General features: G+C 66.1%; 27 protein-coding genes and 1 pseudogene. 11 read left to right on the top strand and 17 right to left on the bottom strand.

Features of this window, described 5'->3' with window-relative positions; translation table 11 throughout:
• Positions 1–13: 13 nt before the first annotated feature.
• Positions 14–1,225: an NAD(P)/FAD-dependent oxidoreductase gene (locus E9229_RS04090; RefSeq protein ID WP_312855593.1), complete on the top strand. Its 1,212-nt coding sequence runs from the start codon at positions 14–16 to the stop codon at positions 1,223–1,225.
• 10 nt (positions 1,226–1,235) lie between these two features.
• On the opposite strand, the gene E9229_RS04085 is transcribed toward E9229_RS04090, so the two are convergent.
• On the bottom strand, positions 1,236–2,084 hold the full coding sequence (locus E9229_RS04085; RefSeq protein WP_183509999.1) for a hypothetical protein: 849 nt from the start codon (positions 2,082–2,084) through the stop codon (positions 1,236–1,238).
• Between the two features lie 320 nt (positions 2,085–2,404).
• Here E9229_RS04085 and E9229_RS04080 point away from each other — a divergent pair, with 320 nt between their 5' ends.
• A complete protein-coding gene (locus E9229_RS04080) occupies positions 2,405–3,682 on the top strand; it encodes an MFS transporter (RefSeq protein ID WP_183509998.1) in 1,278 nt (425 codons plus the stop codon).
• Between the two features lie 83 nt (positions 3,683–3,765).
• Positions 3,766–4,218, top strand: coding sequence for a DedA family protein (locus E9229_RS04075; protein ID WP_183509997.1), 453 nt, complete (start codon positions 3,766–3,768; stop codon positions 4,216–4,218).
• A gap of 33 nt (positions 4,219–4,251) precedes the next feature.
• On the opposite strand, the gene ald is transcribed toward E9229_RS04075, so the two are convergent.
• The gene (ald, locus tag E9229_RS04070; RefSeq protein ID WP_183509996.1) at positions 4,252–5,361 is read right to left on the bottom strand and encodes an alanine dehydrogenase; all 1,110 of its coding nucleotides are present in this window, start codon (positions 5,359–5,361) and stop codon (positions 4,252–4,254) included.
• 168 nt (positions 5,362–5,529) lie between these two features.
• Between ald and E9229_RS04065 the strand changes: the two genes are divergently transcribed.
• Positions 5,530–6,024 carry an Lrp/AsnC family transcriptional regulator gene (locus E9229_RS04065; RefSeq protein ID WP_183509995.1) on the top strand — a complete coding sequence of 165 codons (495 nt, stop codon included), beginning with the start codon at positions 5,530–5,532 and terminating at the stop codon, positions 6,022–6,024.
• Between the two features lie 24 nt (positions 6,025–6,048).
• Here the strand turns inward: E9229_RS04065 and E9229_RS04060 are convergent, their stop codons facing one another.
• The 4 genes from E9229_RS04060 to E9229_RS04045 all read right to left on the bottom strand — a co-directional run bounded on the left by E9229_RS04060 (position 6,049) and on the right by E9229_RS04045 (position 10,563).
• Positions 6,049–6,783: an ABC transporter permease gene (locus E9229_RS04060; protein WP_183509994.1), complete on the bottom strand. Its 735-nt coding sequence runs from the start codon at positions 6,781–6,783 to the stop codon at positions 6,049–6,051.
• A complete protein-coding gene (locus E9229_RS04055) occupies positions 6,780–7,583 on the bottom strand; it encodes an ABC transporter ATP-binding protein (protein WP_183509993.1) in 804 nt (267 codons plus the stop codon). The genes E9229_RS04060 and E9229_RS04055 overlap by 4 nt, the downstream gene beginning before the upstream one ends.
• A 121-nt stretch (positions 7,584–7,704) precedes the next feature.
• On the bottom strand, positions 7,705–8,784 hold the full coding sequence (locus E9229_RS04050; protein ID WP_246380348.1) for a thermonuclease family protein: 1,080 nt from the start codon (positions 8,782–8,784) through the stop codon (positions 7,705–7,707).
• A 321-nt stretch (positions 8,785–9,105) separates the two neighbouring features.
• A complete protein-coding gene (locus tag E9229_RS04045; protein WP_183509992.1) occupies positions 9,106–10,563 on the bottom strand; it encodes a GuaB1 family IMP dehydrogenase-related protein in 1,458 nt (485 codons plus the stop codon).
• A 422-nt stretch (positions 10,564–10,985) separates the two neighbouring features.
• On the opposite strand from E9229_RS04045, the gene E9229_RS04040 reads away from it, so the two are divergent.
• The gene (locus E9229_RS04040) at positions 10,986–11,243 is read left to right on the top strand and encodes a metal-sensitive transcriptional regulator (RefSeq protein ID WP_183509991.1); all 258 of its coding nucleotides are present in this window, start codon (positions 10,986–10,988) and stop codon (positions 11,241–11,243) included.
• A 302-nt stretch (positions 11,244–11,545) separates the two neighbouring features.
• Positions 11,546–12,310: a SurA N-terminal domain-containing protein gene (locus tag E9229_RS04035; protein WP_183509990.1), complete on the top strand. Its 765-nt coding sequence runs from the start codon at positions 11,546–11,548 to the stop codon at positions 12,308–12,310.
• Between the two features lie 36 nt (positions 12,311–12,346).
• Here the strand turns inward: E9229_RS04035 and E9229_RS04030 are convergent, their stop codons facing one another.
• From E9229_RS04030 to E9229_RS19780, 9 genes and pseudogenes are all read right to left on the bottom strand, one after another.
• A complete protein-coding gene (locus tag E9229_RS04030; RefSeq protein WP_312855592.1) occupies positions 12,347–13,942 on the bottom strand; it encodes a 5-oxoprolinase subunit B/C family protein in 1,596 nt (531 codons plus the stop codon).
• On the bottom strand, positions 13,939–14,697 hold the full coding sequence (locus tag E9229_RS04025; RefSeq protein WP_183509988.1) for a LamB/YcsF family protein: 759 nt from the start codon (positions 14,695–14,697) through the stop codon (positions 13,939–13,941). Before E9229_RS04025 ends, E9229_RS04030 begins: the two co-directional genes overlap by 4 nt.
• A gap of 120 nt (positions 14,698–14,817) precedes the next feature.
• A complete protein-coding gene (locus E9229_RS04020; RefSeq protein ID WP_183509987.1) occupies positions 14,818–15,693 on the bottom strand; it encodes a hypothetical protein in 876 nt (291 codons plus the stop codon).
• Positions 15,690–16,130 (bottom strand): hypothetical protein, encoded by a 441-nt coding sequence (locus tag E9229_RS04015; protein ID WP_221184365.1) that lies wholly within the window; start codon positions 16,128–16,130, stop codon positions 15,690–15,692. Before E9229_RS04015 ends, E9229_RS04020 begins: the two co-directional genes overlap by 4 nt.
• Before the next feature lie 38 nt (positions 16,131–16,168).
• On the bottom strand, positions 16,169–16,588 hold the full coding sequence (locus tag E9229_RS04010; protein WP_183509985.1) for a hypothetical protein: 420 nt from the start codon (positions 16,586–16,588) through the stop codon (positions 16,169–16,171).
• A gap of 24 nt (positions 16,589–16,612) precedes the next feature.
• Positions 16,613–17,779 (bottom strand): hypothetical protein, encoded by a 1,167-nt coding sequence (locus E9229_RS04005; RefSeq protein ID WP_183509984.1) that lies wholly within the window; start codon positions 17,777–17,779, stop codon positions 16,613–16,615.
• The gene (locus E9229_RS04000; RefSeq protein WP_183509983.1) at positions 17,776–18,117 is read right to left on the bottom strand and encodes a DUF6507 family protein; all 342 of its coding nucleotides are present in this window, start codon (positions 18,115–18,117) and stop codon (positions 17,776–17,778) included. Before E9229_RS04000 ends, E9229_RS04005 begins: the two co-directional genes overlap by 4 nt.
• 96 nt (positions 18,118–18,213) lie before the next feature.
• Positions 18,214–18,609: a hypothetical protein gene (locus E9229_RS03995; RefSeq protein WP_312855706.1), complete on the bottom strand. Its 396-nt coding sequence runs from the start codon at positions 18,607–18,609 to the stop codon at positions 18,214–18,216.
• Positions 18,610–18,661: 52 nt separating this feature from the next.
• Positions 18,662–18,745 (bottom strand): annotated as a pseudogene (locus E9229_RS19780) (allophanate hydrolase); the annotation flags it as partial.
• Positions 18,746–18,935: 190 nt separating this feature from the next.
• Here E9229_RS19780 and E9229_RS03985 point away from each other — a divergent pair.
• The 3 genes from E9229_RS03985 to E9229_RS03975 all read left to right on the top strand — a co-directional run bounded on the left by E9229_RS03985 (position 18,936) and on the right by E9229_RS03975 (position 21,438).
• The gene (locus E9229_RS03985; RefSeq protein WP_183509981.1) at positions 18,936–19,436 is read left to right on the top strand and encodes a DUF456 domain-containing protein; all 501 of its coding nucleotides are present in this window, start codon (positions 18,936–18,938) and stop codon (positions 19,434–19,436) included.
• A gap of 169 nt (positions 19,437–19,605) precedes the next feature.
• Positions 19,606–19,989 carry a hypothetical protein gene (locus E9229_RS03980; RefSeq protein WP_183509980.1) on the top strand — a complete coding sequence of 128 codons (384 nt, stop codon included), beginning with the start codon at positions 19,606–19,608 and terminating at the stop codon, positions 19,987–19,989.
• A 228-nt stretch (positions 19,990–20,217) separates the two neighbouring features.
• The gene (locus tag E9229_RS03975) at positions 20,218–21,438 is read left to right on the top strand and encodes a low temperature requirement protein A (protein WP_183509978.1); all 1,221 of its coding nucleotides are present in this window, start codon (positions 20,218–20,220) and stop codon (positions 21,436–21,438) included.
• 19 nt (positions 21,439–21,457) lie between these two features.
• Here the strand turns inward: E9229_RS03975 and E9229_RS03970 are convergent, their stop codons facing one another.
• Together E9229_RS03970 and E9229_RS03965 are read right to left on the bottom strand one after the other, a co-directional pair.
• Positions 21,458–21,664, bottom strand: a complete 207-nt coding sequence (locus E9229_RS03970; RefSeq protein WP_183509977.1) for a LapA family protein — start codon at positions 21,662–21,664, stop codon at positions 21,458–21,460.
• Positions 21,665–21,698: 34 nt separating this feature from the next.
• Positions 21,699–22,424, bottom strand: a complete 726-nt coding sequence (locus tag E9229_RS03965; protein ID WP_312855591.1) for a TetR/AcrR family transcriptional regulator — start codon at positions 22,422–22,424, stop codon at positions 21,699–21,701.
• Between the two features lie 84 nt (positions 22,425–22,508).
• Here E9229_RS03965 and E9229_RS03960 point away from each other — a divergent pair, with 84 nt between their 5' ends.
• Positions 22,509–23,930 carry a flavin monoamine oxidase family protein gene (locus tag E9229_RS03960; protein WP_183509976.1) on the top strand — a complete coding sequence of 474 codons (1,422 nt, stop codon included), beginning with the start codon at positions 22,509–22,511 and terminating at the stop codon, positions 23,928–23,930.
• 3 nt (positions 23,931–23,933) lie between these two features.
• On the top strand, positions 23,934–24,821 hold the full coding sequence (locus E9229_RS03955) for a universal stress protein (protein WP_183509975.1): 888 nt from the start codon (positions 23,934–23,936) through the stop codon (positions 24,819–24,821).
• Positions 24,822–24,902 lie beyond the last annotated feature (81 nt).

Raw genomic sequence — 24,902 nt, 5'->3', positions numbered from 1 at the left:
GGAAGACCACCCCGTGAATCCCGCATCAGTTCTGGTCATCGGCGGTGGTCTGGCCGGATACAACACCGCCCGGGAGCTGCGCGCCCGGGGCTACGCCGGCGCGCTGTCCATCGTGGACCCGGCCCCGCTGCCCTATGACAGGCCCCCGCTGAGCAAAGAATACCTGCTCGGGCGCCGAGGGGTGGCCGACATCGAACTCTCACCCGCCGCCTGGTTCAGTGAACAGGGGATCACGCTCGTGACCGGGAGTGTGGTTGCGCTGGATGCAGCTACCGGCACCGTAGTGCTGGAGAACGGGCAGACGCTTAATGCCGACGCCGTGGTGCTTGCCACCGGGGGCAGTGCACGCAGGTTGCCGATCCCCGGGGCCCGGGACCCGGCGCTCTTCGAGCTGCGCACCATGGCCGACGCCGACAGGCTGCGTGTTGCGCTGGCCCCCGGCATCCGGCTGGCGATCATCGGTGCCGGACTCATCGGCGCCGAGGTTGCCTCCGCCGCCCTGGAACTCGGCGCCACCGTGGTGCTGATCGACCCCATCGACCCGCCGCTGGTTCCGGCGCTGGGTCCCGAACTGGCCACCCGGCTGCACCTGATGCATGCGGATCGCGGCATCGAGGTCCTCACCGGCCTTCCCGTCGAGATCACCGCCGAGGGACCGGTCCGCACCGTCCACCTGGAATCCGGGCGGAGCATCGAGGCCGACGCGGTGCTCGTGGGAGTGGGCATCGTCCCGAACACGGCGCTCGCCGAGACCGCCGGGTTGGAGACCGACAACGGCATCATCATCGATCCGCATGGGCGCACCTCGGCGCCCCGGGTCTTCGCCGTGGGCGACGTGGCCCGGATCCGTGCCGCCGACGGGCATCTGGAACGCCGGGCCGAACACTGGGAAAACGCCCGCAATGCCGGGGCCGTAACGGCTGCGGCGCTGCTGGGCCAGAACCCGGCATCTCCCGGAGCGCCCTGGTTCTGGTCCGACCGGCATGGGGTGCATGTGGAGGGCGTCGGTGACATGGCGGCCCCGGGAACCAGCGTGGTGCGTTCGAATCCCGACGGTTCGCAGGTGGTCTTCCGGCTGGCGGCAGACGGCACCATGGCCGGAGCCGCATCCATTGACGGGGGGCTTGCGATCCGCGCGGCCCGCCGGATCATCGACCGCCGGATCGTCGTCGCCGCCGACCTGCTCGCCGATCCCGCCGTGGACCTGCGCAAGCTGGCCCGTTAAGCCAACACCGTTAAGCCAACATGGCTATGCGTTCCAGCGATGCGGCGGTCCCCAGCTCGGCGCGTTCGGGCCCATGCCCGGCATAGAAATCCAGTGCGGCAAGCAGCCGGTCAGGGTCCACGGCAAGGTCTTGCACGTTGATCTGCATCCGGTCGTACCTCTGGTCGGAGATGGGGCTGCCCGGCGCCGGGGGGCCCGGCTGCTTACGCAGCATCAGCAGCGCCGGTCCGCGCAGTCCGAGCGGGTGGCGGCCCGGGGGGTCCTCGGCGTCGATCCTGCCGACCTCAGCCCAGTACATCTCGCGGCTGCCCTGGGCGCCGAAGACCAGGACCCGGCTGCGAGTCAAATAGACTCCTGCCGGCTGGGCGGCCGCGGCCAGCCTGGCCATGCCCAGACCCTTGGCCAGGATCAGCAGCCCTGCGGCCAGTAGGGCGATCGTCGCCGCGACGGCAAGGAACAACGGCCTGGAATTATGCAGGAACAGTAGCTTCGCCCCGAGTGCTAGCGCGGAGATCGTGGCTATGACGCCGAAGCCGACGATGACCGCTGCCAGCACCTTGGACACCGGGAACATCGGGAAGTAGGTTCCGGCGCGCACCCCGGTGCTGGTTTGCACGTCGGCAAGCCCGGTCTCCGCATCATCGGCGGGGCGCATGAAGACGGAAATCACGGCGGCCGCAGCGGCGACGGCGATGGTGATGATTGCGCTGGCCAGGGTCAGTCGTCCGTAGTAAATCGAGAGGATGCCGATGCCTGCGAGGAAGGTGATCAGGACGAAGGCCGGCACCAAGTGGTGCGCCAGCTTCCAGCCGCGGTGCCGCGGCTTCCAGGTTCGTTCCGGCGGGAGCGCTTCGGTCATGCTTCCAGACTAGCTGGCGCCCGGCTAGTTGGCGGCGGCGGACGCGCTGAGGGCCGCTAGGGTGTGGTTAAATGCGCTCCCATTAGATGCAATGTGCGGCCATCGGGCCCGGACTGAGGGCTGCTGGCGGGTCACGATAGCGTTTCGATTCCTGCCAACCCCGCCGGGCAAAGGTCTCCCGGGAGGACTCGGGACCAGCTACTCGCCTACGATGAACTGACCATGAACAAGTTGCGCAAATACCACAAGCCCATCGCCTGGCTATTGATCATCGGGCTGGTTGGATCCATCGGGACTGGTCTGATCTCCGGGATGCTGTGATGGGTGATTTCCGCATCACCGGACCGGGAGGGAGCCCCGAGACTGCCCCGGAGGCGCTAGCCGAACCCACCCGGAGGGTCACCAGGGGCTGGGTCACCGGGGTAGCGCTGGTCAATGTCGGCATCAACATCGCCTTTTTTGCGCCGATCAACATCCTGCTCGGGCTGCAGGCCACTGCCATCTCCCCGGAAAGCAAGGAAGCCATCCTGACGCTGGTGACGGCGTGCGGCGCCTCGGTGGCACTGGTAGCCAATCCGCTCTTCGGTGCGCTGTCGGATAGAACCACATCACGGCTGGGACGCCGTTCACCGTGGATCCTTGTCGGTGCCATCCTCGGTGTGGCGTCGTTGCTCTTCCTGGCCGGCGCCTCGAGCGTCGCGTTGATGCTGTTGGCCTGGTGCGGCGTGCAGGCCGGCGCCAACGCGATGTACTCGGCTGTCACTGCGGCCATCCCGGACCGGGTGCCGGTGCTCCAGCGCGGGCGTGTGGGCGGGATGGCCGCCATGGGACAGACGGCCGGCATCATGCTCGGCTCGGTGGTGGGCTTCGTGATCACCGGAAACATCGCCGTGGGCTATTTCATCTGCGCCGTCGCGCTGGCGGTTTCGGTGATTCCCTACATGATCAAACCGGATGATCCGGAACTCCCGGAAAGCGCGCGTCCGCCGTTCGCCTGGCGTTCCTTCCTGTCCGGTTTCTGGATCAATCCGGCACACAACCCTGATTTCGGCTGGGCATGGCTCACACGCTTCATGATGAACGTGGGCAACCAGATGACCATCGTCTACCTGCTCTTCTTCCTCACCGACGTGATCAAGTACCCGAACCCCGCCGAGGGCGTGCTGATCCTCACCGGGATCTATGCCGTCATGGTGATCATCACCGCGGTGCTGGCCGGCCCGTGGAGCGATCGGACGGGGCGGCGCAAGGTCTTTGTCATGGGGGCCTCCATCGTGATCGCCTGTGCCGCGCTGATCATGGCGATCTTCCCGGTGTGGGCCGGCGCGCTGGTCGGTGCCGCCGTGCTGGGGGCCGGCTTCGGCGCCTACCTCGCCGTGGACTTTGCGCTGCTCACCCAGGTGCTCCCCTCTGCTGCGGGGCGGGGCAAGGATCTGGGCATCATCAATATCGCCAACTCATTGCCGCAGGTCATCGCTCCGGCGCTGGCACTTTTCTCGGTCAAGGTGCTCGGCGGGTATACGGCACTGTTCGTCGTGGCGGCCCTGATCGGCCTCACCGGCGCCTACCTGGTCCGCCGGATCAAATCGGTAGCCTGAGGCGCCGGGCCGGTCGCCGGGTGCGCGCCGCGTCACCCTGAAAACGGTCAGCTGGATATCGACCGGCCGATAGACTTGCGAGCATGGATTGGTACAAGGACGCACCCTTTGGATGGGCATTTTCGTTTCTTTTCCTGCTCGCCATGGCGCGTGCCAACACCACCTATTGGCTGGGCCGCGGCATCGCCGCCGGAGTGCAGCACACCCGCTTCGAGCATCTTCTGACCGGGCCGATCTACCAGCGGGCACAGAAGTTCATCACCCGCTGGGGCATCTTCGCCGTCCCGCTCGCGTTCCTGACCGTCGGCATCCAGACCGCCGTGAACGCCAGCGCCGGCGTGGGCCGGATGGCACTGGGACGGTATATTCCCTCGGTCATCGTTGGTTGCCTGCTCTGGGCCTTGCTGTATTCCACCGTTGGCATGGCGGTGTTCCTGGCCTGGTTCGCATTGGGTTGGCAGTGGATCGCCGGCGCTGCGGTCTTGGTGGTCCTCGTGACGGTTGCCTGGATCAGGTACCGGCGCCGGGAAGGCTGAGCTCTTCGTGCCGATGCCGCACCGGATCCGCTCCTAGAGCAGTGAACCCGTTTCCACATGCCTGAGCCCCAGCGCCTCGGCAACCGGTGCGTAGGTGACTTGGCCGGCGTGGATGTTGAGGCCCTCGGCAAGTCCTGCATCTTCGCGCATGGCCTGTTCCCAGCCCTTGTCGGCAATGCGCAGCGCATAGGGAAGCGTGGCGTTGGTCAGGGCGGCCGTCGAGGTCTGCGGAACGGCGCCGGGCATGTTACCCACACAGTAGTAGATGGCATCGTGGACTTTGAAGGTCGGGTCCTCGTGGGTGGTGGCGTGCGAGCCCTCGAAACAGCCTCCCTGGTCGATGGCGATGTCCACCAGCACCGAACCGGGACGCATCCGCTCGACCATGTCCAAGGTGACCAGCTTCGGTGCCGCGGCACCCGGGATCAGCACCGAGCCGATGACCAGGTCGGCTTCCGCAACCTCGACGCCGATGGCATACTTCGAGGAGGCAAGCGTCTTGATCCGGCCCTGGTGAACTGTGTCGATCTCCTTCAGCCGGGACAACGAAATGTCGATGATGGTCACGTCGGCGCCCATCCCAACGGCTGCCACCGCCGCATTCTCGCCCGCCACGCCGCCGCCGATCACCACGACCTTCGCCGGGCGGGTACCCGGGACCCCGCCCATCAGGATGCCCGAGCCGCCGTTGGGCTGTTGCAGGTGGACCGCCCCGATCTGCGCGGCAAGCCGGCCGGCGACCTCGGACATCGGTGCCAGCAGTGGCAGTGCGCGGCCCGAAGCCACCGTCTCATAGGCGATGGCGGTGGTGCCGGATTCGAGCAGTGCGTTGGTACAGGCGGCCGAGGCGGCCAGATGCAGGTAGGTGAAGAGGATCTGGCCCTCGTGCATCCGGTGGTATTCGGCCTGCTGCGGCTCCTTGACCTTGAGTACCATCCCGGCGGTGGACCAGACGGCATCGGCATCCTCGAGGATCCTCGCGCCGGCCGCGGCGAAGTATCCGTCAGTGATCCCTGAACCGAGCCCTGCCCCGGCCTCGATGACCACTTCATGGCCGTGGGTCATGAACTCGGCAACTCCGGCCGGGGTGATAGCCACCCGGAACTCGTTGTTCTTGACTTCCTTCGGGACGCCGATGATCATGCGCTGCTCCTGGCCGACCCGGGCGTGGCCCGGGGCTTCATGGTAGATAAATCCGAACTGAACTTCCTGGCCCGATCCTGGGCTTTCTACGGCTGATTGTACCCATCGGCTGATATTCGTAGGGGTTTATGATGAAATAGTTGAATTCCTACGGAAGTTGGTACGAAAATGCCCGCAGCGTCGAAGAAAATCAGGGGCCGGGCTCCCGTCGAGCTGGATGACATCGATCGTGGTCTGCTGCGCATGCTGACCGAGAACTCCCGCCGGACCAACAACTCCCTGGCCGAGGAGCTCGGCATCGCCCCCTCCACCTGCCTGGCCCGGCTCAACGCGCTGCGTTCGGCCGGGGTGATTCGCAAATTCACCGTCGAGGTGGCCCCCGAGGTTCTGGGCCATGCGCTCGAGGCGCTGATCTTCGTGCGGATCCGGCCCGGGGCAAGGCACCTGATGGGCGCCTTCTCAGAGGAGATGCGGGCCAAGCCCGGCGTCACCCAGCTGTTCTTCCTGGGTGGCACCGATGATTTCCTGATCCATGTGGCCGTGCGCGATTCGGATGACGTGCGCCAGTTCGTGCTCGATAACCTGTCGGCGAACCCCGCGGTGGCCAGTACCCAGACCTCGTTGGTATTCGAGCATTCGCAGGGCACCGCACCCTGGCTGTAGCCAGCGAGCAATGGCGACCCCGGCTTAAGCGGTACGCCGGCGCAGGGTCACCGAACCGAGGACTAGCGATCCAATGATCCATGCGCCGATGAACAGGAGCCGGACGCCGATGTAGCCGGCGTCCTGCGAGTTATCGGCCGTCGCCGTCAACGCGTCGATGGCGTGGGAGAGCGGAAGCCAGTCGCCGATTGTCTCCAAGACCGCGGGCATCTGGTCCCGGGGCAGGAAGATCCCGCCAAGCAGGATCTGCGGGAAAATAAAGGCCGGCATGAACTGCACGACCTGGAATTCGGTACGGGCAAAGGCGCTGGCCAAAAGGCCCAATGCCGTTCCCAGCAGAGCATCTGCCACTGCCACGGCAAAGAGCAGCCAGATTTGGCCCTTGATCTCCAGCCCGCAGAAACCCACTGAAAACCAGACGGCAATGCCTGTCTGTACCACTGCCAGCAGGCCGAACGCCAACGCATAACCCAGAATGAACGAGCCCTTGCCCAGCGGCATGCTCAGCAACCGTTCCAAGGTGCCGCTGCGCCGTTCACGCAGGGTGGCGATGCTGGTGACCAGGAACATGATGATGAAGGGGAAAAGTGCAATCATCGCCGGCCCGATGGTCGAGAAGACCTGGGTGTCGGTGAAGATCCAGGCAACCAGGCCAATGAGCAGGCTGGGCACCAGCAGCAGCAGCCCGATAGTGCGCGGATCGTGCCGGATCTGGTTCAACACCCGACCAGCGGTGGCTAGCGTCCCGGAGGCGTTCATGGCGTGTCGCCTTCGCTGAGGCGGTGCCGGGGCGCCGGAGGCGGAGGTGCGGCGACCTGCTCCTTCGGTGGCGGTTTGCGGCTCCCGTCCTGAGCGATGATGGCGAGAAATGCTGCCTCGGCGGTGCTTGTTCCGGTGGATTCAAGCAGTCCGTCGGGCGAATCGTCGGCGATGATCGTGCCCTCGCGCATGAGCAGCAGCCTGTCACAACGGGTCGCCTCGTCCATGACGTGGCTCGATACCAGCAGCGTGGTTCCGGCGTCTGCGAGCAGACGAAAAAGGGCCCAGAGGTCGGCCCGCAACACCGGGTCAAGCCCAACGGTCGGCTCGTCGAGCACCAGCAGCTCGGGACGCCCCAGCAACGCCGCCGCCAGGGACAGCCGGCTGCGTTCGCCTCCGGAGAGGGAAGCTGCAAGCTGGTCGGTCTTGGCGCTCAGATCGGTCAGCTCGAGCACCCGGGCTACGTCCTCGGCTCCGGTCGAGAGGACTCGGGCAAAGTACTTCAGATTCTGCCTCACGGAGAGGTCTTCGTAGATGCTTGCCTGTTGGGTCATGTAACCGACCCGGCGGCGCAGGCCGGGGGAGCCTGCCGGTTCACCCAGCACCAGCACGTCCCCGCCGGCTGTTTTCTGGGTGCCCACGATGGAGCGCATCAGTGTGGTCTTGCCGCATCCGCTGGGACCCAGCAGGCCCACGACGGCGCCGGCGGGAACGCTCAGCACCAGCCCGGAGAGGACCTCGGTCTTCCCCCGCCGCACCCGCAGCGCGTTTATTTCGATTGCCGTGCCAGCTGTTGCCATGGGATCAGTTCAACCCCATGTCAGCCCTAGGTCAAGGCTCGCGGGGTTTTCCGCCGGGGCTGCCGTCAGCTCGGTGCGGAGCAGGTGGGCATCCCGTGTCCGGGGAGGACTGGCCTGGTGGTCAGCAGGGCCTCCAGCTCTTTCCGCCCGGCGCGTAGCAGCGCGGACCGTTGTAGCCGGAGTATGATCCGCCACCGGTGCTTCGCTTTCGGGGTTGTGCCGGTGCCCGGTAGCTCTTTTTCGGGGCCACGTAACGCTTCGTGGCTGCTGCCTTGCGCCGGGCCGCTGCTTGCTGCTCGGCCACGATTGCCTTTTGCCTGGCCTCTGCCTTCTTCTTTGCCTCGGCCTTTGCCAGGCGTTCGGCCTTTTCCTTCTTGGCCAGAACCGAAAGGTCCTTGGTCAGCTGGGTTTCCAATGTCCGCGCGCCTTCGAGAGCGGAATCGACCCCTGGCAGGTACCTGCCCTTGCTGGTAGCCCAGACGGCACCGCGGACCCCGTCATCGGCGGTATTCAAGGCCTTCAGGCCCGCTCTCTTCGCCTTTCCGGCAACCACGGCGGCCGAGACGACGGCCAAGGCCTTGCCCGCCGACGCCGAAGACCCGGGGTCGGCCGGTTCGAGGTTTTCCAGATCGTCGATGACCGCCGTCGCCATGGCGGGAACGGTGCAGGCGACGTCCGGACTGAAGAGCCCTTCTGCGGCCTTCTGTGCCATGGCTTCTGCGGCCTTCACCTCGGCGTAGAAGCGTTCGTTCGGTGGGTAGGTCACCGCCACGCCGAGACCCGCCGCTGCGATGTCCGCATTGACCAGGGAGCCGTCCTTGTAGACGCCCGCCAGTGTGCGGCCGTACGCATCAAGGCGCTGCACGTCGTATTCCAGGTCGATCTCGTCGCCCGGATTCAGCAGGGATTCCATGAATTCCGTGGCTTCCGGGCCAAGGCATTCGACTGGCACGCTCGGATCCTTGGTTTCCGGGGTGTCGAGGTTCAGCAATCGAATGGTTTCCTCGGTTCCCGAAACGTCGGCGACGATGGTGTCTCCGTCGATCACGCGAACCACGGTGGCGTGTGGCTCGGCCTTGTCGGCCGTCGGTACCGGTGCTGTCGTACAGCCCGTGGCGACGAGTCCGACGCTGAACATGGTGGCGACGACCGTGGCAAGCCGGAGCCTGGCGACCCCTGCCGTGTTGTTTCCCCCGAACAATGAAACTCCTTTGAAAAATGAGATTGGTAAAGGCTCGACTGTACCGGCAGGGGGCCCGGTGCGGGGTCCATGCCACGGGGTGCGGGCACACCGTTGTCAGGGTGGCGTCGAGGTGGCTTCCTTTGAAGCAGGGGATGCGAGAATCCAACCGACAGTGAGCTGTCACCTTGACGCGTGCCACGGGCCGGGCCGATGGTGCTTCTAGTGGTGCGGATACGGCCCGGATGCCGAGTGTCCAAGCCGGGCGAAGGACGCGGACGCCATGGCCGGAAAGGCAGGCAGCGGCGGCGGGTGAGCGGTGGAAACCGGGAAGGGGGTACGTCACCAGGAGGTGTCGCGCGGCCTTCCTTCTTCGTAGCCGGCGCTTGACTGCACCCCGACGATGGCCCGGCGCCGGAACTCCCCGATCGAGTCGGCCCCGGCGTAGGTGAAGGCCGAGCGCACCCCGGAAACGATCGAGTCGATCAGGTCCTCGACGCCCGGTCGGGCCGGATCCAGGTACATCCGGGACTGTGAGATGCCCTCTTCGAAGAGCCCGGCGCGGGCCCGGTCGAAGGCCGACTGGTGGCGGGTGCGCTGCTGCACCGCGCGCGCCGAGGCCATGCCGAAGCTTTCCTTGTAGAGGCGGCCGTTCGCGTCGTGGGAAAGGTCCCCGGCGGATTCGTAGGTTCCGGCGAACCAGGATCCGATCATCACCGAACCGGCTCCCGCGGCCAGGGCCAGTGCGACGTCGCGCGGGTACTTTACGCCGCCGTCGGCCCACACTTCGGCGCCCAACTCGATGGCCGCGCTCGAGCATTCGAGCACGGCGGAGAACTGGGGGCGGCCCACTCCTGTCATCATCCGGGTGGTGCACATCGCCCCCGGGCCCACCCCGACCTTCAGGATGTCGGCCCCGGAGGCGACCAGATCGGCGACGCCCGCGGCCGAGACGACGTTTCCGGCGGCGATCTGGATCCGGCGCCCGGTGCGCTGGGCAAAGTCGTCCCGTGCGGCGGTGATGGCCGGCAGTGCCTCGATCATCTTTTCCTGGTGACCGTGCGCCGTATCGACCACCAACACGTCGACCCCGGATTCGAGCAGCGAGGTGGCCTTGGCCCGCACGTCGCCGTTGATCCCGACGGCTCCACCGACCAGCAACCGGCCCTCGGGGTCCACCGCGGGGGAGTACATGGTGGAGCGCAGCACGCCCTTGCGGGTGAGTACTCCGGACAGGCGTTCGCCGTCGATCACCGGGACCATGCCCAGATGGCGGCCGGTCAACGTGTCGAAGACGGAGCGCAGATCGGCATCCGGTGCCACGGTGACGATATCCGTGGTCATGACCTGCGAAATACGGGTGAATCGGTCCACCTCGAGGCAGTCCTTTTCGGCGACGATACCCACCGGGAGATGTCCGTCCAGAACCACTGCGGCGCCGTGGGCGCGCTTGCCGAGTAGCGAGAGCGCCGTGGCAACGGCATCGTCGACCTGGACGGTGATCGGGGTTTCGAAGACCGGATGGGCCCGCTTCACCTGCGCGATCATGTCGGCTGCCGCCTCCTGGCCGATGTCCTGGGGCAGGATGGCGATGCCGCCGCGTCGGGCCACCGTTTCGGCCATGCGGCGGCCGGCAACGGCCGTCATGTTGGAGACTACCAACGGGATCGAGGTGCCGGTCCCGTCCGGTGTACTCAGATCGACGCCGGTGCGCGAGGCGACGGCCGAGCGGGACGGCACCATGAACACGTCGTTATAGGTGAGGTCGTAGGCCGGTTTCACGTCATTGAGGAAGATCACTGCTTCAGACTAGCGGCAAACGAGCCTTTGCTGGTGACTCGCATCACGTGTGGTGATCTCCGGGTGGAGGGGTGATGGTCGAGGTGTGGGCTACCTGCCGCCGAGGAGCCGGGAAAGCCATCCGCCGGATTTTTCCCGGGGCGCGTTGGGGTCGCAGCTGCAGCGCTCGTTCTTGGGGATGTGCCGCATGACATCCTGGACGTGGTTACCGCAGCCGGCCCAGGTGGTCTTCGAGCATTTCTTGCATTTGACTGGCCTGCACATGAGGGGGGCTCCTTGCGTGGTGGTGGATGGAGTGCTGCCGCGTTCCAGGGGAATGGGCGGTGGTGCGTCCAGCCTCTCATATACCCCGCTGGGTATCCAAATTACCCCCAGGGGTATGATTGATGGAGGTTTAGACGACTAGGAAAAGGAATGTCCCCATGAAGCTCGATCCCACGGAACTCAAGCCGGTCATCAACCGCCTCAAGCGGGCCCAGGGTCAGTTGGCCGCTGTCACCCGCATGCTTGAGGAGGGTGCCGAATGCAAGGATGTGGTCACCCAGATCGCAGCCGTTTCCAAGGCCATCGACCGTGCCGGTTTCGCGATTATCGCCACGGGGCTTGAGCAGTGCCTGACCAGCGAGGATCCGAGTATGGACCGCAAGGAAATGGAAAAGCTGTTCATGTCACTGGCCTGACCGCCGCGGATGGATCTCCGCCGCTGTCACCTGGCGAGTCGGCCAATGATGCGCAGCAGAAGTTCTCCATCCGCACGATTGGCCAGTTCTTGAATTCCAGGGTTCGTGTGCCTCGGTATCGGAGAGTGCCCGTAGGCCCTGGGCCAAGGAAGTCGACGTGGAGATGATGCTCAATCAGACACCCGGCAACCAGCTGAGATGTCGTGTCCAACTGCCGGCGTCCATCAGTGGGTATTCAGCGAGCCACCAGTCTCGGCTGATATTCTCGCCAGGTCCCCCACCGCCTGACTGAAGGTCCGATCGTGCTGAAAAAGTTGCTGCTGCCCCTGGCCCTAGCCTGCTCCCTGGCGGTGCTCGCCGGTTGCTCATCGGCCCCGGAGCCGGCGCCCACCCCCGCCGCGTCCAGTCCCGCCACCGATCAGGCGACCACGCCCGATGTCGCGGGGATCCCTGATCCGGTGGCCGAGGTCGACGGCGTGCCGATCACCAAGGCCGAGTTCACCAAGACCTACGAGGGGCAGTTCAGCCAGGCTTCGGCGCAGGCCGCAACCACCGGGCAGCCGGTGGACCAGGCACTGCTCAAGGAACAGACCCTGACCGGCATGGTCAGCACCGAACTGTTGAGCCAGGCAGCGGACAAGCACAAGCTCACCGCATCGAAGAAGGAAACCGACGCGGCGCTCGCCGAGATCGCCAAGGCGAGTTCGTTGACCTCGGCCAAGTTCCTCGAAGCGATGAAGAAGCAGGGCATCGACGCGAAGCAGGTCAATGAGCAGCTGGTCCGCCAGGTCAAGATCCAGAAGCTCATCAAGGAGATGTTCGATCCCTTCACCGTCACCGACGAGGAAGTGCGCAAGGCCTACGATGCTGCAGTCCAGGCCCAGGAGCAGTCGGACGCGGCGACCGGGGCCAAGACCAAGATCCCGGCGTTCAAGGACGTGAAGGCGACGTTCAAGAAGCAGGCGTTGGACGAGAAGGAAAACACCGCAGTGCAGTCGCTGATCGATGACCTGCGCACCAAGGCCGATGTCGTCAGCCACCTGGAGGTAGCAGTACCCAAGAAGTAAGCGGAACCACGAGGTATCCGCGGCACGCCCCGGTCGTTATTCGACCGGGGCGTCTTCGTCTGCCAGGGAAAACCGGATCCGGGTCCCGGGCCGCAACTGGGCGGCCGTCCACACATCGCGTTCGGCCACGACGCCGATCACCGGGTAGCCACCGGTCACCGGATGATCGGCCAGGAACAACACGGGCAGTCCCGACGGCGGCACCTGCAACGCGCCGGTGACCATGCCCTCGCTGTCCGGTTCCCCGGCCCTGATCCGTTCCAGCGGCAGCGAGCCCACGGGCAGCGCCAGGCGGAGGCCGACCCGGTTTGAAGCAGCATCCACCAGCCATTCCTGCCCGCACAGCCGCTCCAGGCCCGCAGAGCCGAACCAGTCATCGCGCGGACCCGGGATCACGCGCAGGAAGACGGGCTCCGCGAAACCCGCTTCGGGCACGGTACCGGGCTCCGGATGGCCCACGATGCGCGACCCGGCTGCTGCGCCGAGCGGGAGTAGCCGTCCGGGAACCAATGGTTGCGGACCGAGGCCCGAGAGCGTGTCGGTCGAGCGGCTGCCCAGCACCGCCGGTTCGTTGAATCCGCAGCGGACAGCCACATAGCAGCGCAGCCCTTCCCGTGCCGGGCCCAGCGTGAGCAGGTGCCCGTCGGGGAGCAGGAACGGTGCGTCCTGGGCGGGTGTGGATACCAGGCCGGTCTCGCCGGGTGATGTGACCAGCAGCCCGGTCCGGGCGCCGGTGACGGCAAGGACCTGGTCACCGTGGGCGCGCAGCGACAAACCGCCGAACAGGTTCTCGATGACGGCATCCCCGGAATCGTTTCCGACCAGTCGGTTTGCCTGTGCCGCAGAAGCCGCATCGGCCGAGCCCGAGGTTCCGACCCCGATACCGGCCATGTCGCGACGGCCCTTATCCTGCAGCAGTGACTGCAACCCGGAGGCGAAGACCTCCAGCGCATCGGCACCGGGCTCGGTGGGCCCTTCCGGGTGGCTTTCCGGGGTTTGGAGCGGAGGCAGATGCTCGCGTGCGGGCAGGAACCGGACCCGGTTCCCGGCTTGGATCAGTGCTGGTTCGGCGCGCTCCAGTGACCAGAGTCGCGCATTGGTGTGCCCGACCAGCTGCCAGCCCCCGGGCGATGGACTCGGATAGATCGCCGAATAGCCGCCAGCCAGGGCGACCGAACCGGCGGGGACCCTGGTGCGCGGGGTGTCGCGTCGTGGTACGAACAACTCGCCGCCCGTTGCTGCCAGGTAGGCGAACCCCGGGGCGAAGCCGCCGAACACGGCGAGCCACGGGTGGGCGCAATGGATGGAGATGACCGCCTCGCGGCTGAGTCCGGTCAGCGCCGCGACCTCGTCCAAGTCCGCCCCGTTGTAGTGGACGGGGATCTCGACCAGCTTCCCGGTACCCGGGGGCAGCTCGCCCGGGTCCAGGGTGCGCAGCACCGGAACCGCCCGGCGGGCGGATGCAGCCGTATCGAAGGAGAGCAGGACCGAGCCGGCGCCGGGCAGCACTTCCTGTTGTCCGGACAGGGGCTCGGCCTCCAGCATCGAGGACAGGGCCAGCGCCGTGCCGGGCCCCGACAGGTCCAGGAGCAGCGAACGGTGACCGGCACGGTGGATCGCCGTGATGCTCACGCGAAGCCGTTGATCCGGACCCCGGCGTCTTCCAGGGCGGCACGCAGGTGCGAGGCCAGGGCGACTGCGCCCGGGGCGTCCGAATGCACGCATATGCTCTCCGCCTTCATCGGGATCAGCGACCCGTCGACGGCCTTCACCCGTCCCTCGGTGACCATCCGGAGCATGTTGACGGTGGCTGCCTCCGGGTCGTGTTGCAGCGCGTCGGGGTCCCGGCGGGGGACCAATGTGCCTTCGGGGGTGTAGTTCCGATCGGCGAAGGCCTCGGTGACACCGCGCAATCCGGCCTTGTCCGCTAGTTCCAGGGCGATCGAGCCGGGCAGCAGCAGCACCGGCAGCTCCCCGCCAAACGCCCTGATCCCGTCGATGACGGCCCTGGCCTGGGCCTCGTGGTGCACTATCGCGTTGTAGAGGGCGCCGTGGGGCTTGACGTACTTGACGCTTCCACCGGCCGCCCGGGCCATGGCGGAGAGCGCTCCGAGCTGGTAGAGCACGTCGTCGGCCAGCTCGGTGGGGGAGGCATCGATGAAACGCCGGCCGAAACCGACCAGGTCGCGGTAGCCCACGTGCGCGCCGATGGTGATCGACGCGGTGACGGCGGCGCGTGCTGTCGTGGCGATGGTGCTCGGGTCCCCGGCATGGAATCCACAGGCGATGTTCGCACTGGAAACGGAACCGAAGATGGCCGCGTCATCGCCCATGCTCCAGCTGCCGAAGGACTCCCCGACGTCGGCGTTCAGATCGATGGACGGCATGGTGGATCCCTATCGCTTCGGCGTTTTCTCCAAGCTTCCACCATCGCCAGTGATTCCTCAACACGGTGACAAGGCGGCCGATCGGGAGCGGGGGTGCTGGTTGGGCCAACCGCTGGATGGCTAACGCAGCCTGCTCTTCCCGTCTGCCAGCAACATGGCCAGCTGGCGGTACACATTGCGGGCGGGAACGCGTTCCAGCACTGCTGCCCCGGCGTTGGCCTGCACGGTGAAGTGCCCGGCCGGGCCGGCGTTGAGGAACGTACTGGAAAGCCCGCGCTGGTCCTCGATCTGCCAGGCCAGCCACTGATGCTCCCAAAGCTCCGGAGGCCCGGGAGGGGTTCCCGGGTGCCCCTGGTCGCCGGCGAGCCGCGCGTCGTAGAGTCGGCGGTCGATGGAGAAGGCCGGCTCCCTGCAGAACCATGACGGGCCGATGCCGAGCCAGCTGGTGACCACGCCTGCCGCCTCACCGGCAACAAGGTAGTCGATCTGCGAATGTCCGCTGAATGGCCCCTGGGTCCGGTCGGCCAGGATCTGTTGGTGCCAGGAGGGTCCGGCCAGGACCAGCGCGTCGCCAGCGGTGCCGATCCACAGCTGCAGCAACGACTCCCGGCCGCCGAGCCGGGTCATGACGCGCCAGGCAGATGCCGTATCGCGAAGCGGCCCGGTGCACAGGAGTCCTGCGCCGCTCAGCTTGCCGTCCCGGGAGGCCAGATCGGCTGCGACCAGTTCCTCCAGCGCCGGGGCCGTGCCGCGCTTTTCGAAGACTCCCAGGCCTCCTCGCCTGCTCACCAGGGACGTGCCGTCCGCCGACACCCCGACGCTCGCCCGTGGGCCCAACAGTCCCAGCATGGCCAGCGCGTCGGGGGAGAGCCAAGGCCCGGCACTGCGATAAGGCTGGCGGATTCCGAGCCCGGAGAGCTCCTCCCGCGGCACGGCGGCGCGTTCACTGGCCCGCGTATCGAGGCGCGGTTCGCGCTCGGGGATGGACGGGCTCATGCGGATGCCCCGATCGTCTCGGCGCACTCGAGGAGTGCGGCGTCCCAGCGGGCCAACTGGTCTTCGGCGCAGCTGAATGTCACATGGGTGGCCAGCCCGTTCAGGCTGGCTGTGTATTGGATGCAATGCAGCAGGAGGCCGCCCTGCCGGTGCATGAATTCGAAGCGCCGGCCTTCGGATGCGAGACCGTCCCACGCTTCGACATCGATCAGGTGGTAGTCGGACATCGTCACCTGGTGGGTGGCCAGCACCACGGTGGAGAGCTTGGCCGTGGATCCGCTGAATGGTTCGGAGTTCACCACCAGGTTCGGCCGGAACCCTCCGGCGGAATCGGCGGGGGCCAGCGCGATGGCATCGGTGCCAGCGATGCCTGGGCCTGGTTCCCAACCGGAGGGAAGCTCCAGCGACAGCGGGCCGGCGGTCATTCGGTTTTCCATGTTTTTGCCTGTTCCGTTTATCTACCGTGCGTGGGTGGTCAGTGGGCGTCCGGATGGCGGTGACTCCGCGCCATGGGGTCATGGCGGGTGCCGCGGTCCTGTTCCCTCAGCCATCCGGGGCGCCAGGCCCGCGGCAGCCACCAGGAGAAAAGGTAGGCAGCGGCCACCAACACGATGACCGGGACCGTGACGAGCCAGAAGGAATGCTGCCCGGTCCAGGATCCGGTGCGTGGCAGGATGCTCAGCATGGTCGTCCCACAGGCCCAAATAACCAACAATGCCAGCACGGCGCTGGTCAGCAGGCCCCAGTAGCGCCCGACGGGGATCAGTGGAGGCTGCATCACCAGGAAGCGGCGCCAGCTCCCGCGGTAGCCGCGGTAGCTCATCACACCCAGCGGGATCGCACAGGCCAGCATGATCGCGGCCAGGATGAGCACGGTCAGGATGTATTCAGGCATGTGATGCTCCTTGGGTGGCGTGCATTAGCCCCACAAATCATTCCATGCGTTGCCGATGGCATCGCCCAGGCCTTCGCCGTCCGAGATGTTGTCGAGGAAACCGCCGATGCCTTCGCCGACGGTGCTGCCGACGAATCCACCGACTACGCCGCCCAGGAAGCCACCGACGGCAATGCCCGCGGCGGTGCCGGCCACGGGAACCACCGACCCGAGGGTTCCGAAGATCGCGGCACCGGCAGCGGCGCCCACTGCCGTTCCGGCGGCGCCTCCGGCGGCGGCTCCGGCAGTGCGCAGCCCGGCCGACTTAATGGCGCTATCCCATTGTTTCCTCTCCGAGTATTCGGGATGGTCGATCAGGTCGTCGTTCCATTCGTCGGACCCCGCACCCCATGCAGTGAGTCCGACGTCCAGGACGCCGAGGACATTGCCACCGATCTTCGCCCATCGGGGTGGTTCCCCGATGGTGGCGCGTGGTGAGCTGGAAAAAACCGGTGCGGTGCCACGGACGGCCACATCCGTGCGGATGCTGCTCTGTGTCAGGACCAGCCGTTCGTGGGTGAGCAGGGAACCATCCGCATAGGGGATCTCCAGCTTCGAGTAGTCCAGCGTGCGGATGGAGATGGTGATGGAGACGGTGAACTGGAAATCCGCGGTCCGCAGGCGTTTGAGCGCCTCCTGGGCGCCAACCGCCAGCGCCATGTCCTGCCGTGAATAGTCGGGAGCGGGTGTGCTGCTGCCCGGATCAGCGGCCTTGATGGAATCGGCGCAACGTTGTTCCATCCCCAGCATGAGGGCCGCCACGGCGTTGACCTCGTCCTGTGCCTTTTGCGTGGGATCCTGGGCGCCGTCGACCGTGGCGTCCGGTGCGTAACAGACCATGGACGCGGAAACCGCTGCGTTGTAGCGGTTCCGCAGCCCGTCGATCTCGTCGCAATAGGTGGCCAGCGCGGAAGCCACGACAGTTGCCGAGAGGTCCAGTGCCTCCCCGTAGTCGTCCATGCGGTCCAGCGCCGTGTAGATGGCTTCCTGGTCGTTGCTGCAGGAGATGGTGCCCTGGATCGGGCGCCAGCCGGTCTGGCAGTCGCCGCATAACGCCTTCAAAGCGGCGGCTGCTTCCTTGAGCGTCAGGGCGTCTTCGCGCAGTGCCCCGGTGTCCGGCAGTTCCGGGAGCCCGCTGAGATCGACGCTCACTGTGCATTCGCCAGGGAGGAGGGGACTTCGTCGATTGCTTGCCGGGCGATAGACGCCATGGTCTTGTCGGCGTCCACGAACGCGTTCACGATCTTGTCGGCCTGATTAACGACTTTCAGGGCGCTCAGCCCGGCCACGGCCGCAACCTTGGCCAGGTAGCCCTCATAGGTGGACTGCAGAGCACCGGCGATCGAGGTGCTTTTGGAGGAGGCAGCAGCGTCCTCCACCGACGCCTTCAACGCCTTTTCCAAGGGTTCGAAGGATTCGGCGTGCCCACGTACCCCGGCAATCACCGCCCGTGCCGCTGAGGGATTCACATCCCAGTTCGCCAATGCCATGAATCGTTCCCTTTCGTTTCCCCACCAACACGATAGTGGCTACGCGAAGACCGCGCGATGGGGAGAACTACCCGCCGGCAATGGGTGTTGTCCCGGTCACGGGACGGTGGCTGCGTGTCCCCGGGCGGATGCAAGGACTTCCCCGCACGGCTGGGCAAAGTCCGCAGTGCCGCTGTTTAAGGCTCCGAGCAGTGATGCGTGGGGGTGCTCGTTCCGGCGGCCACGTACGATGCCTGCCCCCGCCCGCCAAGGACCGGGTTGCGCTGTTCCGGCGGTGATGTTCCGTTCGATCCGGCGGTCGGGAATCAGCCAGAGCACCGAGACGCCTGCGAAGACCGCGAAACCGGAGAAGTCCAGGGCATTGGCCTGGACCCCGCCCGCCAGTGCCAGCGCAATGCCGATGAGATAACGCACCGGGTTCGTCTTGCCCTTCAGATCCCGTCCGATAGCCCGGGCCAGCACCGAACCGCTGCCCTGGGAGCGGATGATCACGCCTTGCAGGAGGAAATACGCAATGGCCAGCAGCCGGGATCCGGACCCGGGTGCGCGGGCTGGAACGCCGTGGCACGAACAGTCTGCCCCGCGTTGCCGCAAGATGGGTGAGCCCCGGGGCGAACCCGCCGAACACGGCGAGCTTCGGGTAGGCGCATTGGACGGAGCTGACTGCCACGCTGGTGGTGGCGCCGATGGTGCTCGGATCACCAGCACTGCGGATGCCTGTCGCTTCGGCGTTTTGTCCGACCTTTCACCATTACCAGTGCTCTTCCCTCACGATGACCCCGCACCGGGAAGGGGGATCGGGCTGGCAGACTGGTCCCGTGGATCCACAAATCATTGCAACTCTCATTGCCGGGCTGCTCCTGCTGGTGGCGGTTATCGGCACCGTCTATCCGGTGTTGCCCGGAAGCTTCCTGGCCATCGGCACGCTGCTGGCCTGGGCCTGGTTCATCGGCAGCCCGGCGGCATGGGTTTTCGCCGGCATCGGGATGGCGGTGGCCATCACCGGAGCCACGGCATCGACCGTGCTGACCGGGCGCAAGCTCAAGAAGCAGTCGATCCCCAAGGGCTCCATCCTGGTGGCCGTCGTCTGCGCGGTGGCCGGGATGTTCGTGGTCCCCGTCATCGGCCTGTTTCTCGGATTCGGGCTGGGACTCTTCGGCAGCGAACTTCTCAGGAGGCGCGACGTTCCCGAGGCGACGCGGTCCTCGGTGGCTGTGCTGAAATCCACCGGGCTGGGCATCCTCACCGAGTTCGGCTGCGCCGCGTTCGCCTCATCGCTCTGGATGATCGGCGTCATCGTACATTTTTCCACCCGTTGACCAGCGCACGTGGCACGCTTAACACCCAGCGGCGGCGCGCCTCACAACGGCGTGTGAGTTTGCCGACGAATGGCTGAAAGTGCTGTCCCGCTGCTCGTGCGCGACCGTAGCCTGAAGGGGTACGAGCGGGATCCGGGGCATCGCCCACACGGCAGATCAAGGGAATGACATGCAGCTGGCACAGCAGCCAATGAGCCTGGGCGCGGACATCCTTCTGGCCCGCCATGGTGACTTCATTGTCGAGCTGCGCCATGACCGCAAGGCCGATGTGATGGTCGCCCGGCTGCGCGACGGCAGTGCCGACTGGGCCCCGAACAGCCTGGGAGGCGCGAATGCCATGCCCGCGACGGTGCCGGTTGCGCGGATGCACCAGCTGGCCGACGACTTTGCCGCGGACAAGCTGCCGTTCACCCGCTCCGAGCTCAGGTTCCTGGTGAAGGTGTCGCTGGCCTGGGCCGCCGTCGCCGCCGTGCTGGCCGGTGGAATGACACTGCTGGCCATGAACATGGGCAACACCTGGTTGGTCGAGTCGATGCACGGCGCCGGCTTCTAACGGCCCCCGGCTGCCTTGCCCGGTCCCGTTCTCCCCGGCAATGCGCCGGGAATCCGGCGCTTCGGAACAGGGTGCGAGCCTATGCTGGGCAGACCACCTGCCAGGCAATACCCCCCCGAACCCCGTAGGAACGCCATGGTCCCCCCGAAAAGTACCCGCGGAACGAGGCCCGGCAGCTTCGGGGGGCGGAGCGGGAGCCCGCATCAGTTGCGGCATGCGATGACGCGCATGGGCGGCCGGGATCCCCACGAGGAAAACCGGGTCTCCACTCCGCTGGAATTATTCTTCGATCTGACGTTCGCCATTGCCTTCGGCGTGGCAGCAGGACTGTTTGCCCGGAGCATGGCCGAAGGAAAGGTGGGGACGGGACTGATCGGTTTCGGATTCGCCATGTTCGCCGTCATCTGGGCGTGGATCAACTTCAGCTGGTTTGCCAGTGCCTATGACACGGACGACTGGGTCTTCAGGGTCGTCACCATGGTCCAGATGCTCGGCGTGCTGATCCTGGCCATGGGGATCGAGCCGATGTTCACCTCCATCGAGGCCGGGGTCCACGTGGATAACCGGGTCATGGTGCTCGGCTACGTGGTGATGCGCGTGGCGCTGCTGTTTCAATGGCTGCGGGCCGCCCGACAGGACCCGGCCCACCGTGCCACCTGCCGCGCCTATGCGAAGTACCTGGCTGTGGCGCAGGCTGGTTGGGTTGCGGTGATATTCATCGATACGGGGGTTGCCGTGATGTTCCTGATGGCGGCCCCGCTGTTCCTGCTCGAGATGGCGACACCGGTCATCGCCGAAAGGAAATCAAGGACGCCGTGGCACGCGCACCACATCGCCGAACGCTATAGCCTGCTGGTGATCATCGCACTGGGCGAATGCCTGCTGGGCACGATCGATGCGCTGCGCGCCGTGGTCGCGGACAGCGGCTGGAACCTGGATACGGCAGTGGTCGGGCTGGCCGGAACCGGACTGGCCTTTGCCATGTGGTGGCTGTATTTCCTCATGCCCTCGGGGACCGCGCTGCATCGGCGCCGTGAGCGTTCGTTCGTGTTCGGTTATGCCCACATGCTGGTCTTTGCCTCGATTGCCGCCACCGGAGCGGGCCTGCACCTCTATGCCTACTACCTGCAGGGGCGGACCCGGATCGCCGAGGCGGCGGTGGTTGCCGCCGTGGCGATTCCCGTTGCCGTCTTCATGCTGGCACTGACGTTCCTGTATTCCCACATGATGGGGGTTGACCTGTTGCACCTCTCCTACGGTGTGGCGATGCTGCTCATGGGTGGCGGGTCGGTCCTGCTGGCCGTGCGCGGCTTCCCGCACACACTGTGCCTGGTGCTGATCCTCATCGCCCCGGCCGGCTCGATCGTGGTGGACGAGCTCGTGGGGCACCGCCGCCGGGCAGTGGCGCTGGCCCGCTTGGCCCGATCCCGTGGCATGGGTGTCACCTGACCGGGCGAGGATGGAGCTGTTACTTCCGCTTGCGGAACGAGAAGCGTCCCGCTAGCCAACCCACCAGCAGTACGATGCCCAGGCTGACCCAGAGCGGGGCCTGGAACTGCATGAAGAACACGGTGATCGATACCGTGGCGCGGTTCTGCACGATGAAGATGACGGCCAGGATGATGACGGCGACGGCAATCCAGTTCTTCGGGCTGACGGAGGCAAGGAAGGTCATGACCTTGCCGCCCGGCGTTTTTCCAGCATGCTTTTCAGTTATGCGTAGATCCTAGGCCGCCGACGGGTGAAAGGCGGGAAATGAGCCCGTTGACCAGTGCCTCGAGACCAATGAAAAACGCGTCGTCGGCGCTGGACTTGCCTGATTCCCGTTGCAGGCGCAGCGCATCCTCGAAGACCGGCAGGCTGCCCGAATGCGGGCCGGGGTCGAAGATGTCCAACGGTGCCGTGGCATCGAGTGCCGAGCCGAAGATGAAGGACTCCAGCGCGACGATCGAGGAAACGATGTCGGCCCGTGGCCATCCGGCGCGGTCCATCCCGGCGGCGACCTCCTCATACATCAGCAAGGTGTTTGGCGATCCGGCCACCGGCAGGATCGCGATGACCGGGATCAGCGGAGAATGGGCTGCAAAGACATTGCGGTAGGAGGTTGCCCAGGCCCGCAGCGCAGCCCCGATGTCCAGGGTGTGGAAGGCGTCGGATTCGACCCGTGCCATGACCAGTTCCTGGATCCACTGTAGTAGCTGCTGCTTGGACTCGACGTGGTTGTAGAGGGCAGAAGGGGAGACGCTGAGCTCGCGGGCCACCGCGGACATGGTCAGTGCCTCGTAGCCGTGGGCCCCGACGAGTTCCAGCGCCGCGGCGGCGATCTTCTCGCGCTGCAGCACCGTTCCCTTCGGCCGCCCGGCGCGGCGCCGTTCGGCGGGTACCTGGGTTGTCCCGGCCATGCGGTTTTCGTCGCCCGACGTGCTCTGCTTCACAGATACACACTATGTGGTCTACCATCTAAGTGTAAATGAACGTCATTCATTTAGGGTGGCACACACAGGAAAGTAGTGGTAACCATGGCACCGTTGGATCGCGATGTCGTCATCATCGGAGCCGGCCCATCGGGCCTGTCGGCAGCCTACGAGCTGCGCAAGGCAGGAAAGACCGTTGCCGTGCTCGAAGCCCGAGACCGCGTTGGCGGCCGTACCTGGACCGACACCATGGATGGCGCAACCATCGAAATCGGTGGCCAATGGATCTCCCCGGACCAGACGGCGCTTTACTCGCTGATCGAGGAGCTGGGCATCGAAACCTTCGAGCGCTACAAGCAGGGCAAGTCCGTCTACATCGCCGAGGACGGCACCCGCACCGCCTACGACGGCGAGGACTTCCCCGTGGGGGAAGCCACCATTGCCGAAATGAACAAGCTCATCGCCGAGCTGGACCGCATCACCGCCGAGATCGACCCGGACGTCCCGTGGGAGCACCCGCGCGCCGCCGAGCTGGACATGATCTCCTTCCACCACTGGCTGCGCACCATCTCCAGTGACGAATCGGCCTGCAATAACATCGGCCTGTTCATCGCCGGTGGCATGCTCACCAAGCCCGCCCACACCTTCTCCGCGCTGCAGGCGCTGCTGATGTCCGCGTCCGCCGGATCCTTCTCCAACCTGGTCGACGAGGACTTCATCCTGGACCGCCGCATGGTCGGTACCATGCAGGGCGTTTCCATCGCCGTGGCGGCGCGCTTGGGCGATGACGTCTACCTGAACAACCCCGTGCTGAAGCTCGACTGGTCCCAGGAGGGCGTGACGGCCTACGGCGCCGACGTCACGGTCAACGCCAAGAAGGTCGTCATCGCCGTTCCGCCGAACCTGTACTCGCGCATTTCGTACAACCCGCCACTGCCGCGCCGCCAGCACATCACGCACCAGCACCAGTCCATGGGCCTGGTAATTAAGGTGCACGCCGTCTACTCCACCCCGTTCTGGCGCGAAGAGGGCCTCTCGGCCACCTGCTTCGGCCCGAACCAGCTGGTCCAGGAGGTCTACGACAACACCTACCACGGTGAATCCACCGGCACCCTGGTCGGCTTCATCTCCGATCTCAAGGCAGATGCGATGTTCGAGCTGAGCGAAGCCGCGCGCAAGGAGGCCATCCTCCAGGGACTGGCCGAATACCTGGGCGAGAGGGCGCTGACCCCGGAGGTCTTCTACCTCTCCGACTTCGGCTCCGAGGAGTGGACCCGCGGCGCGTACGCCACCAGCTACGACCTGGGCGGCCTGTACCGCTTCGGGCCGGCCCAGAACGAGAATGTCGGCCCGATCTACTTCTCGTCTTCGGACCTGGCCGGCGAGGGCTACCAGCACGTCGACGGCGCCGTCCGCATGGGACGCCGCACCGCCGCACGCATCATCGCAGCGGTTGACGGAACCGAATACGATTCCAGCTACAACGGTGTCGATCCGCTGAACGCCCTGGCGACGGTGACCGCCTAACCCATGCGCATCATCGTTGGATACACAGCCGACCGTCGCGGAGCAGAGGCAATTGCCCTGGCCGCCTCGGTCGGCGGTTCCGGTGCCGGCAACGGCGCCTCACCACACCTGGACATCGTCATGGTCCTGCCCCAGGACACTCCCTTCTCCGCCGTCTACCCGGGCAGCGACCATGGCTACAAATCGATCATCGCCGAACGGATCGACGCCTGGGCAGCCGAGGCGCTGACCCTGGTGCCGGAGGGCAGCAGCGCCCGCGTGCTGGTGCGTAGCGCCGACTCCGAGGCAGCGGGCATGATTGCCGTGGCCAAGGAAACCGGCGCCGACCTGATCGTGGTCGGCGGCCAGCACGGTCGCATGGCCGGCATGCTGGGCCTCGGATCGGTGGCCAGCGCGCTGCTGCATTCCTCGCCGTTCCCGGTGGCCCTGGCACCGGATGGTTTCGGGGAGGGCGGGATCCCGGTGCTCAGCCGCGTCACGGCGTTCATCGGAGCCCGCCCGGGCACCAAGGGCGTCGTCGAGACGGCCGCACAGGCAGCCACGGCACAACGCGTCCCGTTGCGGGTCGTCTCGCTGATGGCCATGGACTTTGCCGACGAAGGCGAAATCATCGACGAATCGCTGGTCGAGGCCATCGAGGCCAAAATCTCCAGCATCGTTTCCGCAGTGGGGGCTTCCGCCGAGGTCGAGGTTGCCTCCGGGAAGAATATCGAGGACGCAGTCCAGGTCCTCGAATGGATTCCCGGCGAAATCGCCGTGGTCGGCTCCAGCCGGCTCGCGCGTAAGCGCAGGCTCTTCCTGGGCAGTACAGCCCAACGCATGCTGCGTACGCTGCCGGTTCCGATGCTCGTCGTGCCCCGGAGCTACCGCCGCAGCCAGCAGGACCGCTAACCGGCGGATACCGCTTCACCACGTTTCACTTACGGCGCGATGCTGCGCCCGGGCCCGACCCGAGCTAGGAATAAAGAATGA

The organism is Paeniglutamicibacter cryotolerans, from assembly GCF_014190875.1.
Classification (GTDB): Bacteria; Actinomycetota; Actinomycetes; order Actinomycetales; family Micrococcaceae; genus Paeniglutamicibacter; species Paeniglutamicibacter cryotolerans.
Note: the sequence above shows the minus strand (reverse complement) of the source record. Positions and strands in the feature narration are given on the sequence as shown.